The 14,440-nt window shown below is 44.5% G+C and carries 10 protein-coding genes and 1 pseudogene; 8 read left to right on the top strand and 3 right to left on the bottom strand.

The window, feature by feature from the left end:
• The first annotated feature begins 255 nt into the window (after positions 1-255).
• From AC5JPY_RS12155 to AC5JPY_RS12145, 3 genes and pseudogenes are all read left to right on the top strand, one after another.
• Positions 256-1,542 (top strand): aspartate kinase, encoded by a 1,287-nt coding sequence (locus tag AC5JPY_RS12155; RefSeq protein WP_493852598.1) that lies wholly within the window; start codon positions 256-258, stop codon positions 1,540-1,542.
• Positions 1,543-1,904: 362 nt separating this feature from the next.
• A pseudogene (gene csrA / locus AC5JPY_RS12150) lies at positions 1,905-2,072 on the top strand (carbon storage regulator CsrA); the annotation flags it as partial.
• A gap of 161 nt (positions 2,073-2,233) precedes the next feature.
• A complete protein-coding gene (locus AC5JPY_RS12145) occupies positions 2,234-2,608 on the top strand; it encodes a HopJ type III effector protein (protein ID WP_319050113.1) in 375 nt (124 codons plus the stop codon).
• Positions 2,609-2,762: 154 nt separating this feature from the next.
• On the opposite strand, the gene AC5JPY_RS12140 is transcribed toward AC5JPY_RS12145, so the two are convergent.
• Together AC5JPY_RS12140 and AC5JPY_RS12135 are read right to left on the bottom strand one after the other, a co-directional pair.
• Positions 2,763-3,074, bottom strand: coding sequence for a YeaC family protein (locus tag AC5JPY_RS12140; protein WP_493843484.1), 312 nt, complete (start codon positions 3,072-3,074; stop codon positions 2,763-2,765).
• A 52-nt stretch (positions 3,075-3,126) separates the two neighbouring features.
• Complete coding sequence (locus AC5JPY_RS12135; protein ID WP_443524483.1) at positions 3,127-4,131, bottom strand: NAD(+) kinase; 1,005 nt, start codon at positions 4,129-4,131, stop codon at positions 3,127-3,129.
• Positions 4,132-4,449: 318 nt separating this feature from the next.
• Here AC5JPY_RS12135 and AC5JPY_RS12130 point away from each other — a divergent pair, with 318 nt between their 5' ends.
• A complete protein-coding gene (locus AC5JPY_RS12130) occupies positions 4,450-5,172 on the top strand; it encodes a Bax inhibitor-1/YccA family protein (protein ID WP_058024171.1) in 723 nt (240 codons plus the stop codon).
• A 120-nt stretch (positions 5,173-5,292) separates the two neighbouring features.
• Here the strand turns inward: AC5JPY_RS12130 and AC5JPY_RS12125 are convergent, their stop codons facing one another.
• Positions 5,293-8,082 (bottom strand): heavy metal translocating P-type ATPase, encoded by a 2,790-nt coding sequence (locus AC5JPY_RS12125; RefSeq protein ID WP_493852597.1) that lies wholly within the window; start codon positions 8,080-8,082, stop codon positions 5,293-5,295.
• A 592-nt stretch (positions 8,083-8,674) separates the two neighbouring features.
• On the opposite strand from AC5JPY_RS12125, the gene mrcB reads away from it, so the two are divergent.
• From mrcB to AC5JPY_RS12105, 4 genes are all read left to right on the top strand, one after another.
• Entirely contained in the window at positions 8,675-11,119 is a 2,445-nt protein-coding gene (gene mrcB, locus AC5JPY_RS12120) for a penicillin-binding protein 1B (protein ID WP_493852596.1), read from the top strand.
• A gap of 46 nt (positions 11,120-11,165) precedes the next feature.
• Positions 11,166-11,981 carry a tetratricopeptide repeat protein gene (locus tag AC5JPY_RS12115; protein ID WP_493852595.1) on the top strand — a complete coding sequence of 272 codons (816 nt, stop codon included), beginning with the start codon at positions 11,166-11,168 and terminating at the stop codon, positions 11,979-11,981.
• 187 nt (positions 11,982-12,168) lie between these two features.
• On the top strand, positions 12,169-13,095 hold the full coding sequence (prmA, locus tag AC5JPY_RS12110; protein WP_493852594.1) for a 50S ribosomal protein L11 methyltransferase: 927 nt from the start codon (positions 12,169-12,171) through the stop codon (positions 13,093-13,095).
• A gap of 162 nt (positions 13,096-13,257) precedes the next feature.
• Complete coding sequence (locus AC5JPY_RS12105) at positions 13,258-14,433, top strand: MJ0042-type zinc finger domain-containing protein (RefSeq protein WP_493852593.1); 1,176 nt, start codon at positions 13,258-13,260, stop codon at positions 14,431-14,433.
• The last annotated feature ends 7 nt before the right edge of the window (positions 14,434-14,440 follow it).

Raw genomic sequence — 14,440 nt, 5'->3', positions numbered from 1 at the left:
TTGGTTATAACCACTATAACCAATCGCCATATATCTAGGCAGTACTGAGACTTAAAGTTGTGCTGTAGATATGGTATAAAGGTCAACGTTTGGGCATGTTTTTCGTTCATTGAAGATGGTAGACACAACCAGATGAACAAAAACCTAGGGCATCACTTTTATAATCTGGCTTTATGTATACAAGCATTGATAAGTCTCACATTGACACTCATCACTGATCATAAAAAGTCATTATTGAATAATAGGTAGATTTTTATGGCGTTAATAGTACAAAAATACGGCGGCACCTCGATGGGCAGTATCGACCGCATCAAAAACGTCGCCAAACGAGTCAAACGCTGGCATGACAATGGTCACCAAGTGGTCGTTGTGGTTTCAGCTATGAGCGGCGAAACCAACCGCTTAATTGATTTAGCACGCCAAATTAGCAACAATCCTGACGCACGTGAATACGATCAAATGGTCTCAACGGGTGAGCAAGTCTCTATCTCTCTACTCGCTATGGCGATTAAAGAGCTTGGTATTGGTGCTCGCTCATTTACTGGTCGTCAAGTCGCTATCAAAACTGACAACGCCCATAATAAAGCACGTATCGAAAGCATCGATGATAAAAACATACGCGAGCAACTAGATGCTGGCAATATCGTTATTGTGGCAGGCTTTCAAGGTATTGATGAAGAAGGCAACGCGACCACACTCGGACGCGGCGGCTCTGATACGACAGGTGTGGCGATTGCAGCAGCTTTGGGTGCTGATGAGTGTCAGATCTATACTGATGTCGATGGCGTCTATACCACTGATCCTCGTGTGACCTCAAAAGCCAAAAAACTCGAAAAAATCACCTTTGAAGAAATGTTAGAGATGGCGAGCCTTGGTTCAAAGATTCTACAGATTCGTTCAGTAGAGTTTGCTGGCAAGTACGGTGTACCTCTACGCGTACTATCTAGCTTTGATGAAAATACTGACGGCAGCTTTGACCAAGAATTTCAAGACAATGTGGGCACCCTAATTACGATAGACGAAGGAGACAATATGGAACAGGCAATCATCTCAGGTATCGCGTTTAATCGAGACGAAGCAAAAATCTTAGTACGCGGTGTGCCCGATCATCCTGGTATCGCCTCTGCTATCTTGAGTCCCATTGGTCGCGCCAATATCGAAATCGATATGATTGTCCAAAACCTATCAGACAATGGCACTACTGACTTTACCTTTACCGTAAACCGCACTGACTTGGACAAGACCCTAAAAGTGCTCAATGAAGAAGTCAAAGACGAGATTGGTGCCAAAGAAATCTCAGGCAATAGTGAAGTTGTCAAAGTCTCACTAGTCGGTGTTGGTATGCGTTCACACGCAGGGGTTGCTAGCCTAATGTTCCAGACATTGGCTGAAAACAACATCAATATCCAAATGATATCGACCAGCGAAATCAAAGTGTCTGTACTGATTCAAGACCAGCACTTAGAAAAAGCTGTCAAGTCGCTGCATACTGCATTTGGTCTTGACCGTGAAGACGGCGAAAGCAAAATCGCTGGGCTATAATCTCCAAAAACTGTTAAAATACCGCCTGAGCATTGCCGGTAATTTGTCCAGTGCTACTGATATATTGATATAATACTCAAATAAAATAGGATCTCTTTAGGTCCTATTTTTATTTTTTGCCCTAGCTGAAATGAGCACTTACCTAATAGTTTTGTGAAAAAACCGTGACAGTATCTGTTATGCCACCTATAATGGGGCTTTCATTTGGGCTAAATGAATCTACCTATCGTTACCGTTATTAGCACGATGTCGAGCATTGTAATTATTGATACATTGCTTGCTTAGTGCTACGGTAATGTTCTGCAATTGAGAAGTAATCTGATGAGTAATAATTTGTTGATGCGACATAAGGAGTGTGACGCATGTTAATTTTGACACGCCGCGTGGGCGAAACGCTAATGATTGGCGATGAAGTCAGTGTGACGGTTTTGGGCGTCAAAGGCAATCAAGTACGTATCGGTGTAAACGCACCAAAAGATATTGCCGTACATCGCGAAGAGATTTATCAACGTATTCAGCATGAGCGTTCTGTACAGTCGCAAATGCAGCATCTTGAGCAAGGCAACTTTTCGCCTTCATTCGATGACGAAGACTATTTCAATCGCTAATTTATAATACTTAGTGCTCAGCTGCTATCGAGTATCAATAAGTATTATATTGTTTTTTTAATCTGCTCTGAGGTCATTTATTTATGAGTATCCGCCAATCAGATATATCGGCACTACTTAATGGTTTGAACAAAAAAGCCATTGGATTCAATGATGTCATCAGCTTTATTGATGATTTTTATCGCTATGCGCCTGCCCCATTTGTGAATGGGATGGTACATAATGCAGCTGGTGAAAACGAAGGTAGTGCAAAAATTTTTGGTTTTGCTAAGCACCACGGTTTGAACCAGCTGGACACGCTAAAACTATTTGGCGAACACTATGCCAAAGTGCAAGCAACGCCTAATGGTACTGATCACGCCAACATTCGTAATTTTTTGCATTGGGGCTGGCAGGGATTTTTGATGCAGAAAAACCCACTAACGGTTCGTCCTAGTGTCGACACGACTGCAATTTAAGCATGTGTTGTGATTAGAACACTATAAAGTAAAAAAGCCACGCTAATGAGCGTGGCTTTTTTGTAATAGCTGTATTTATAATGCCTATATTTGTTATGTCTGTATTTACGGCTATTACAGACCTACCTATTTGTAGGTCTATTTATCACGAAAATTATTTATCACGAAATTTGACAGGCTGCACGGCACCTTTAGGGTTCGGCATATTAGGATAATGATGTTCATGCTCGACATCACATTCAGCACCGACCACTGAACCGTCGTCTTTTACTGGTTTGTGGATATAGCCAGTACGTTCAGCAGGCGGTAGGTGCTCATGCTCCCATACCATTACCGCTTGCATACAGGTGTCGCGCTGCTCAGCAGTAATTTTGCGACCATCAGGCCATTTGCCCAGCTCAATCGCCATACGGAATTTATCGACTACCTCAGGCGTTAGACTTGCTAGTATTGTTTGTTTATCCATTTTGCCTACTCCACTGCGATTTTTGGATCATATTTCTCTGTAAAAAACTGACTTATTCATCGTCCATGATATCATCATCGACATCAAGACTGAATTCTTCAGCGTGGACATTCCAGTGTAACTTTGTCCGGCACGCTTCATAAAAATCAAACCCAGGTGGGTGCAACAAAGTCAGTTTGTCAGGGTGCTTACGAATATGTAAGCGTTGCTCTTGTTCGAGCGGTACACTGGGCTTGCCATCTGCACTAACCATTGGCTGCGTACGGTTGTCTTCATGGATACGAATACAGACTTCACTATTACCGCTGACCACAATCGGACGACTAGATAAGGTATGAGGATGCATAGGCACGAGACAAATGGCATCCATACTCGGATGTATGATAGGACCACCACCAGATAGCGCATAGGCAGTTGAGCCTGTCGGTGTTGCTGCTATTAGCCCGTCACTATGCTGTCTATATACATCGTGTCCGTCAATTTTCATCTGAAAATCAATCATATGTACCGACTTGCCAGCATGCAACACGATATCATTGAGCGCCATATCCTCATGGACTATTTTGCGCCCTTCTCGTATTTCCATCGTAAGCAAAAACCGATGATCCAGCTGATAGTCTCCCATCAACACCTGACGCAGTTTAAACGCCGCTTCATCAGGCTTTACATCTGCCAAAAACCCTAAACGGCCACGGTTAACTCCCAGTACAGGCACACGGTAACGTGCTAATGCTTCAGCAGCATGTAGTATCGAGCCGTCACCACCGACCACAATAACCAAGTCGCAAATCTCACCAATTAAGCCGCGCTTTACGATTTTGACTTTTTCTATGTCTATAAGATCCAGTGTGGGCAAATTGGCAGTTTGCACATCCATGATCAATGTCAAATTCATATCATTGATGGTTTGGGCGATCTGCACCAGACTTTGAGTGACGCTGCGTTTACCAGCGCGGCCCATCAGCCCAATGCGCCTAAAAGCAGGGTTCTTGATAGCGTGGAATAGCTCTGATTCATGTAAGTGTGGCAATCTTGCTGACTGCGCTGAGTTTTCCATAAAACGACTCGGTATAACGGTGAAGTACAGGGCAATGATAGCGATAAATGCGCGCTTAGACTAGCATGTTTCTCAATTATCGTTGTTAACTGTCGTAACTGACCCCATATAAAAGCTATCAAATGACTTACTTAGCCTTACTTGCCTGCCCAATATACGCACAAGCGTGCAGCAGTTTGATACGTGAGCTACTGACACTATTAGACAGCTAGGAAGACAGTCACCATGGCTGTCACGCAAACACAGTTGACAATAATGGCGGTTTTGCTAAAGTAGCTAACATCTCTATTTTCATATTTTATTATTAAGGATTTATGTATGGCTAATCCTATTGTCAGTCGCGCAGAACTTGCGATCGGCGGTAATCCAATGACGGTCAAGGGTGTTATTCAAAAGACCAGCCTATTACTTGGATTATCAGCTATTACTGGTGTGGGCTTTTTCTTTTATGCGCTTATGGCAGGTTTATCGCAAGGTTTTATTACCATGGCAGCCTTCGGTAGCATGATTGCTGCGTTTGTTCTTGCCCTTTTTATCACTTTTAAGCCACAAAAAGCCAAGACGTTGGCAGTGCCTTATGCATTGCTAGAAGGTATCTTTTTGGGCGGTATCTCTCTGTTCTTTATGAGAATGTACCCAACCGTACCAGTAACTGCAATGTGTGCAACGTTCGTCACAGCAGCAGTCATGCTAGGTCTCTATCGCTCAGGTTTGGTTAAGGTCACTGAAAAGTTCCGCTCTATTGTGACCTCAGCTGTCATTGCCATTATGCTTGTATACGTCGCGCAATGGGTGCTTTCTCTAGCATTTGGTTCAACGCTACCGTTCTTGTTTGAAGGCGGCGCTATCGCTATTGGCTTTAGTTTGTTTGTGATTGTTATCGCTTCTTTTACGCTATTATTAGATTTTGATAATATCGATCGCGGTGTTGCAATGGGTATCTCAGAAGACTACGAATGGTTATTCAGCATTGGCATTCTGGCGACTCTAGTCTGGATGTATATCGAATTCATGCGTCTATTGAGCTACTTACAAGACTAACTCGCTACACTGTCTGATAGCAACTCTATATAAAAACCGCCTTAACTATTTATAGTTGAAGGTGGTTTTTATATAGCTGAATGTTGCAGGCTGGCTTAACGTCAGTGCGTTCTGAAGTGACTAGGCACGTTTCAGACGCAGCGCATTTAACACAACAAACAATGAGCTAAGCGACATACCAATAGCAGCAAGCCATGGTGGTACATAACCTAAAGCCGCTGGTATCAGGACAATACTGTTGTAAGCGAGCGCCCAGCGAAAATTTTGCTTAATGATGCGCTCTGTTTTATCAGAAATACGTTTAGCAGCAGTGATGGCCTCTATTTGACCGTTTAAGATAATACTATCACTAGATACTTGTGCCAGATCTGCCGCACCAGCAATTGAGGTGGACACGTCTGCTGCTGCCAATACTGGCGCATCATTGATGCCATCGCCAACCATCAATACGACTGCACCTTTGGCTTGCAGCTGCTGAATATGATTGACCTTATCCGTCGGTGATAGACCATTATAGGCAGCCTGCATTCCTAAGCTATCAGCCATCGTCAGCGCTTGCGGGCTTGGGTCTCCTGTTAGCATCACAGACTCAATACCTAGCCCTTTTATAGTATTAAGCATCGTCTGAGCACTATCTCGCACTTTATCATTAAAATAAAAGCATGCCAGCGCCTGCCAGTCATTCATATTTGCGTTTTGGCAAGACAAAACAACAGCTGAGCTTGCGCGATGAGTTAGTAAATCGATGGTCAAATCATTGTTTTTTTCAATACTATTTATATCACTGTCTAAAGCGAAACCTTCATGACCGATGCGATATCTTGCGCCATCAATCACCGCCTCTACACCGCCTGCCGGATGATGCTGTACCGCCATTGTCGGTGGCAGATGTAATTGATAGGCAGCAGTCAGCAGAGCGTGCGCAATCGGGTGACGACTACCGACTTCTAAGGCAGCCGCAATTGCTAATAGTGTCTCTTTTTGTGCTATTGACGACCTATCATCCGTTTCTGTTTGATCTACGGGCTTCGCCAGCTCAATATGTAATAGGTTTGGCTTACCGTAGGTCAGCGTTCCTGTTTTATCAAAAGCAATATGAGTGATTTCAGCCAGCGTCTGTAGCGTATGCCCACGAGTCGTCAAAAAACCATAGCTGGCTAAGCGATTGGTGGAAACAGTCAACGCTATTGGCGTCGCCAATGATAGCGCACAGGGACAAGTAGCGACCAATACAGCGACCGTTGCCCAAATAGCCTGACTTGGATCGACGATATACCAGCCAACAAATACTAAGACTGATAACACTAAAATACGGGCGACAAACCAACGTGCCAGCTTATCCGCTTGCTGTGCCAGTTTGGGCTTTTCACTCATCGCCCTGTTCATTAGCCTATCGATGAGACCTATCTGACTGTCTTGTGGTAGCGATGTAACTAGCATCTCAAACGGTTGGCTATCGTTTTGGGCGCCGCCGACGATATAATCGCCTTGGGTCTTGATGATTAAGTCACCCTCGCCCGTCAGTAAGCTCTGTGACACGGTTGCCGTCGAGCTCAGCAAGATACCGTCACTGATAATCTCAGAACCCGCTTCTACCAAAATAACATCACCCACTTGCAAGCTGTGAGCCGTCACCATTTGCTTTAACGATACATCACCTTCTAACGGTGAGATTGCATTTTTTTGATTACGAGAGTGCTGCCACTCTTGCGCAATATCTGATGTGAGCTGATGGACATCCGCATCTATCTTCTGCATAAAGTTAGGCATCACGTCAGTTGCAGAGACTGCCACCTCATGAGACTCATTTTCGATACTGTCATCTTGCTGAGCGCTATTGCCCCTAAGCTGCTGCAAGATACGCGCTGCCGCTGCTTTGTCTTCAGCCACTTTTCGGACCAATACAGGCTCGACCACGACCAAATCATTAGCCATAGTGGCAGCTTTTAGACGTGCATTGTGCTCGATATAACGCCCTGCTAACAAAAAGAAAATAAACATGCTGACCGAGTCATAGTATGTCTCCCCTTGCCCAGTTATAGTGGCGTAGAGACTGGCAAAGAAAGTAATAATCAACGCCAGACTGACGGGTACATCCATATTTACTTGGCGTGCCCGAATCGCCGACCAAGCTGAGGTAAAGAACGGAATGCCAGCATAAAAGAAAACAGGCGTACTCACAAATAATGATACCCAGCGCAAAAAGTCGCGCTGGAATATCAGCATGTCACTATACTCACCAAAGTAAAGCGCAACAGCGTACATCATTGCCTGCATCGAACCCAATGCTGCAATACCGAGACGCAAGAGCATTTGGTTATTATGACGTGCTAGCATTGCTTCATGAGTATCTTGCCGGTAAGGCTTGGCTTCGTAGCCGATTTCATTAATGACCGCCAGAATGCGACTGATTGGTAACATGTCCTCGTTCCAAACGACTCGCATACGCTGATTAGTCAGATTTACCTGACACTTACTGATGCCTTGTAGCTCATCGAGACGCGACTCAATGAGCCACGTACAAGCAGCACAGCGCAAGTTATTAACAGACAACTCGGCAACTGACAGCCCATCTTGCGCGTACACAAACTGCGACTTTATCTCGTCATGATCGTAGACTTCAAGGCGCGTCAACTGGGTCGGCAGACTTGCTGTACGGTTAATCTCTGAACGGTCAAGATAGTATTGTTCAAGACCTGCCTCTACGATACTCTGCGCTGCTAGCTGACAGCCCATACAACACATCTCACGCGACTTACCTAATATCTCGGCATGAAACGGTGGCTGCGGTACGGGATCGCCGCAATGGAAGCAGTGATTAGCCAATGGAAGCACTAATCCTTCAGTAATAGAATTATCTTCGTAGGAATGAGTTGTGGTAGATACTACAGATGATGAGGTACTAGACATAGTCGGCGCTTACTTCCTTTAACAGGCTTACTCAAAACGTACTCACTAAAAGCAAGCTTGCTGTTATTGACTATTAATTAAATAAGAACAGTCATTTTTGACGATACTGACATTACTACTGGTTGAAACTGTTACTAATTGGAGTTACTACTCGTTAAGATTACTATTGATTGCGACTACTATTAATCGAGACTGCTATTAATTGATATTGGCATTGCTACTGTTAGCATAAAATAAACAGCAGAAGGCTGATGGTAAAAATAAATCCAGCAGCAGTTTCATACAAATTACATCGTTGCAGCAATAATAAATTGTTATCCTATATACGTTTATCAACGCTATACAAGTTGCTCACACCTCACTGCTCTTAACGGTGTTTCAGTTAAGATTATACTACAAGCAATCACCCTAGGCAGTAACATCAGCACTGCTCTGATGCCAATGAATGCGCCCGTTGACGATGATAGATTGAAAAATTCATCAATTTACGTCATTATGAGGCAGTTTTTTATCCAAAAATGGTGCGACGTCCGTGCAAAAATCCAATTTTAAGTTATTAAATACTAAGTCAGCTCCATCATCTAAGCCTGCTATGAGTACATTACCTTCACAGCAGCGCGGCTTGGTGTTTAGTAGCCTTCTATTAATTGTTATCATCGCAGGCATGGTGCTCTTGGCCCTGTACCTGATCAAACTTGATCGCACCATTACCCATAAGTTTGAAGGTAAGCGTTGGGATATTCCAGCCAAAGTATACTCGCAACCACTTGAGCTGTATCAAGGCGCCAACGTCGATAGAGATACGATGAAGACGTGGCTAGAATTGCTTAATTATCAGAGCAATAAAGCTTACGACCGTACTGGTACTTACCATAGATCAGGCAATACTTATTTTATCCATACACGCGGCTTTACTTATAGCTCCAGCGACAAAGATGCTGAGCAAGTCATCAAAATGACGATTGCTAATAATAAAGTGGACTCTATTCAAAGTACCGTACCTGCCAAAAGCGGCATCATACGTCTAGAGCCAGTGAATATCGGTGGCATCTATCCTGATAGTAACGAAGATCGAATGGTGGTGTCATTAGATGACGTGCCTCAGCCATTGATTGACGCTTTGATTGCCACCGAAGATCGCGCATTTTATGAGCACAAAGGCGTGTCGATACGTGGTATTGCTCGTGCTGTTTACAATAATTTTTCTGGTGGCGCAAGACAGGGCGGCTCAACCATTACCCAGCAGCTTATCAAAAACTTTTATCTCAACTCAGATCGCACCATAAAGCGCAAAGCCAACGAAGCGTTAATGGCAGTATTGCTTGAACTGCATTACAGCAAAGATGAGATCCTACAAACCTATTTGAATGAGATTTATTTGGGTCAAAATGGCAACCGCTCTATTAACGGTTTTGGATTGGCCGCACAGTTTTATTTTGACAAACCGCTCAATGAACTGCGCTTAGATCAGCAAGCCATGCTAGTTGGTATGGCAAAGGGACCAAGTATTTATAACCCTCGCCGCAACCCAAACGATTCAAAAGCACGCCGTGATGTGGTACTTAATAACATGCTCACAGTGGGCACGCTAAGCCAAGAGGATTACGATAAAGCCTTAGAGCAGCCTCTTGGTATCGTGGACAAACCTGCCGAAGGCAAAAGCCAGTTCCCTGACTTTTTGGATATCGTTAAACGCGAGCTCAACACTGTTTACTATTCAGACGATCTCAAAAACGAAGGTCTCATTATTATCAGCACCTTAGACCCTATCGCGCAATTAGCAGCAGATAAAGCAGTTGATAAGAAACTTGGTGAACTGCGCCGTAGCGGTAGCAAAACTAAAGACTTGCAAGGGGCGCTCGTCAGTGCCAACCCGGAGACTGGTGAACTGGTTTCTGTCGTCGGTAGTGGCAGTGAGTTCACAGGATTCAACCGTGCTGTTGATGCCAAACGCCAAGTTGGTTCTTTATTGAAGCCTATTATTTATATGACAGCGCTTGAGAGTGGTCGTTATAACTTGGCAAGCTCAGTGGATGACTCCCCTATCACAGTCAACCTAAGCGATGGTACCGACTGGAATCCCAAAAACTATGACAACCGCGATCATGGCTATGTACCTTTTACCACAGGATTATCGCAATCTTATAACCAATCTGCGGTACGTCTGGGTATGGAATTTGGGGTTGATACCTTTGCCAAACAATTACGCCGTATGGGAGTTGAAGAAAAGATACCACCGTACCCATCAGCATTGTTAGGTTCTGTCAATCTTAGCCCAATGGATATGCTGGGTATTTATCAGGTCTTTGCCACTGGTGGTTTCCGCACCCCTATTCATAGTATTCGTACGGTTATTGACGATCGTGGGCGTATTTTGCAGCGTACTGGATTGAACACTCAGCGTAGCATTCCACCTGAGACCAACTTTTTGACGAACTATGCGCTACAGCAGGTGGTTTCAAACGGTACCGCCAGACGTGCCCAGTCGCTTGGTAGCAATCTAAACCTTGCTGGTAAAACGGGAACGACGAATGATTACCGTGATGCTTGGTTTGCAGGCTATAGCGGCAACTATGTCAGTGTGGTTTGGGTTGGCCGTGATGACAACAAACCTATTGGCCTGAGCGGTGGTACTGGTGCGCTTCCTGTCTGGGTTGACTACATGAATCGTCTAAAACTCACCCCTGTAGCGTTACCAGAACCAGAAGGTATAGAATGGTTGTGGTTAGAGAACAACTCAGGCAAGCTGTCTAATGAGCGCTGTGCCAATGCGCGCTATTTACCAGTCATGTCCGCGTATCTACCAGAAGAAGCCAGTAGCTGTGCGCTGAGTTTGTACCAACAAGATCGTGCCCGTGAGCAAACGCAATTCCAGAGCCAGCAAGGTGCCATCAATCAGCAGCGTCGCCGTGAAGGTTTAGAGATTCCAAATGGTGAAGCAGTTGAGAACACGGATTCAGAAAACAGCAATGAGCAAGACAATGGTAACGAAGAACGCGCTGATACTTGGTACGACCGTGCTGTTGAATGGTTCTAACGTTATTTTTGATATTTAGCTTTTAATATTTAAAAAAGGTCTCGACATGATCCCATCTTTACAGCAATTTGCCACTGTTAAAGAAGAAGTGACTCAGTGGCGCCAAAAGCTGATGTCAGCCAACACTTTGCTTGTAGGTGGTGCCTTAGCCGGCATGCTGAGTCTCAGCGCTTGTCAGACCGTACCCAGTACGTCGACAACTGCGACAAACACAGTACCGATACAGACAATCCCATCATCACAGCCGCCAGTTGCAAGCACAACAATCATCACCCAGGCGCCCATTGTTGACGTAGATGATGAAAATGAGTATCCAGTTGAGCCTTATATCCCACCTGAGCAGCTCGAGTCGCCAAACCCATTGACGCAAGAGGCGCCTATATTTGAGCCCTCTACTCCAGTAACGACAGAGCCTGACCTAGGCATTGCCGTACCCTCGCGTAATGACTATATCATCTCTGAGCCATCAGCACCCTCCCACAACGATTTACTGGAGCAGGCACGAAAAAACTCGCAACAACGGGCGCAACAGTCGACCAGCAACAACAGTACATTGCCTGCATTTCGTAACTTGATGCAGGTCGGTATCAATCAGCTAAAAGCCGGTCAACTGACCAACGCCGAAAATAGCTTCACTCGCGCACAGCGTTTGGCACCTAAATCATCCGCCGTGTACTTCTATTTGGCCCAAGTCGCCTTGAAAAAGAACCAACCACGCAAGGCAGAAGCAATGGCGCGGCGCGGTCTTAGTGTGTCACAAGATGCCAATCGCAGACGGGCACTGTGGCAAATTATCTTACAATCAGGTCAAGCCCAAGGTAATTCACGCGTTATCAATGAAGCAAGGCGAGCTTTGCGCTAATAGACAGGTACATAGTTGATAGACGATACATAGTTAATAGGCAGATATCTAACTGATAGGGATCTACTCAGAAACCTATAAAATTTCGAATTATTATTTGACAGATATTTGGCGTCCCACTTTCGACACCAAATATCTGTCTTTCATTCAAAATACACATTTATTATTTTAGCTTAAGGTTATCTTTATGGCATGGCAACAACTGCACTTACAATGTGAAAAATCAAACGTCGATTTGGCCGAAGCGCTTTTATTAGAGGCCGGCGCTCTATCAATTGCCCTAGATGATGCAGGTGATCAGCCTTTGTTTGAACCACTACCAGGCGAATCCCCACTGTGGGATGAGGTGATATTGACTGGTTTATTTGACGCGACCACTGATTCTGGTAGCCGTCAGGCTGTTGAGCAGCTCAGTCACGAAATCGCAGCACAAGTACAAGCGACCCGCATTTGGCTAACGGCCGTTGATGACAAAGACTGGGAGCGCGAATGGATGAGCAACTATCATCCTATTGAATGTGCCAATGACTTATGGATTGTGCCAGACTGGCTAACGCCGCCTAACCCTCAGGCGACAAATATCATCATGGATCCAGGCTTAGCTTTTGGTACCGGTTACCATGCTACAACTCGTCTCTGCCTTGATTGGCTGACAGAGCAAGATTTGACAGATAAAGTGGTCATCGATTACGGTTGTGGCTCAGGTATTTTAGGTATCGCTGCTTTATTATTGGGTGCACGCCAAGTATATGCAGTTGATATCGACCCGCAAGCGGTGCTCGCGACCAACCAAAACGCGGTACGCAATCATGTGGGTGACCGTCTGCAAGCGTTTTTGCCAGAAGCGTTTACTGAACACTGTTCGCAAAACAATATCTTACCTGTAGAAATCATCGTCGCAAATATCCTAGCAAAACCTTTAATTGGCTTGGCGCCTTACTTCTCAACCTTGATTGCACCAAAGGGCCGTATTGTTTTAGCAGGCTTGATTGAGTCACAAACTGAGCAAGTTATGGCCGCTTATCAGCCCTATTTTGCTCTCGATCCTAAACATGCTTTTACCGCTCAAGAAGACCAACATTGGCAGCGTTTATCTGGTACATTTACTAGCTAGCAACATTTAATTACATCTGTTACGATAGAGGGCAGTCAAACGTTAGGTGTTTGACGCCACTCTGTCTTTGCTCATGATTGATATAATCTTAAGAGCACTGTAGGTAGCTGTTGGTGAGTGGCGATGCGGTATTGATAACCATACTTTTTTGGATTCGGCCCTATGACCACCCCTATAAAAACTCAGTGCCCTCATTGCCAAGCTTACTTTAATATTCAACAAACTCAGCTAAATAAAGTCAATGCTACCGTCAGCTGTGATCAGTGTCATCAAAGTTTTTTGGTCAACAAGAACCTCGTCGTAACTTCTGATACCTCAGCAATTCAAAATACTAAAGCAAAACGTCCTAATACTAAACCGTCACTCAATCAAAAACGTTCATCTGACACTCTCATTCATGATGATCTTATCTACGATGATATGGATATTGATGAGCCAGACGATAATCCTACAGAATATGCATCTTTAGATAGTATGGATGCTTGGCTGACCCAAGTCAGCAACACACCTTCTACTACAGAAACATCAGCTACTGGGCAACACTCGCCCTCTGATATTAAACATAAAAATAACGATCCAATGGCAAAACCTGCTACGACACATGTGGTACCAGAGTCTTCCTCGATAGCACAAGAAGTCCTCAGTTCTGCAGCCGCCAATGACATTCACGCCAGTGTAGATGATACAACTGACAACTCATGGCTTGAGGCACTTCTTGACGAGCAAAGTAAACGCGACGAAAAGCCAATAAACGACACAGATTTATCACAGCTACTAATAGATATGGGTGTTCCTATTAGAGATGAAGAAATCTCTGCCGCAGAACGTGCAAAAATAGCACAGGCACATTTTGCGCCCACATCAGTAGCACTTTCGATCGCCTCTATCCTTTGGATACTCGGGTGCTTGGTATTGGCGCTCCTGCTTGCTGCACAATATGTTATGTTTAATTTAGAGACTTTAGTCAAGAATCCTGCCAATGCCAAAAGGCTACAAGCCGTATGCTCTGTTGCAGCGTGCAGCTTGCCAAGTGCAGACTTGACTGCTTTTACTATCACTACTCCAAATCATAGAGCCAGCCAAATACAAACAGCGGGCACATTTAGCGATATAAGTGCGACACTTAACAACCAAAGCACACAAGCGCAGCTCTATCCAAATATAAAAGTTAGTGTTTATGGCGCCGATAGCCTTATCGGAGAGTTTATTGCAGCGCCCACCGATTACTTATTGGGTAAACAAAGCCAGCTACCCGCTAACGATAAAAAACGTCTGCTGTTTACTATACCCGTTGACGACAGACAAATCCGTGAAGTTACCATGACACCACTTTATTGATTTTTAT

The organism is Psychrobacter sp. H27 (assembly GCF_059072655.1).
Note: the sequence above shows the minus strand (reverse complement) of the source record. Positions and strands in the feature narration are given on the sequence as shown.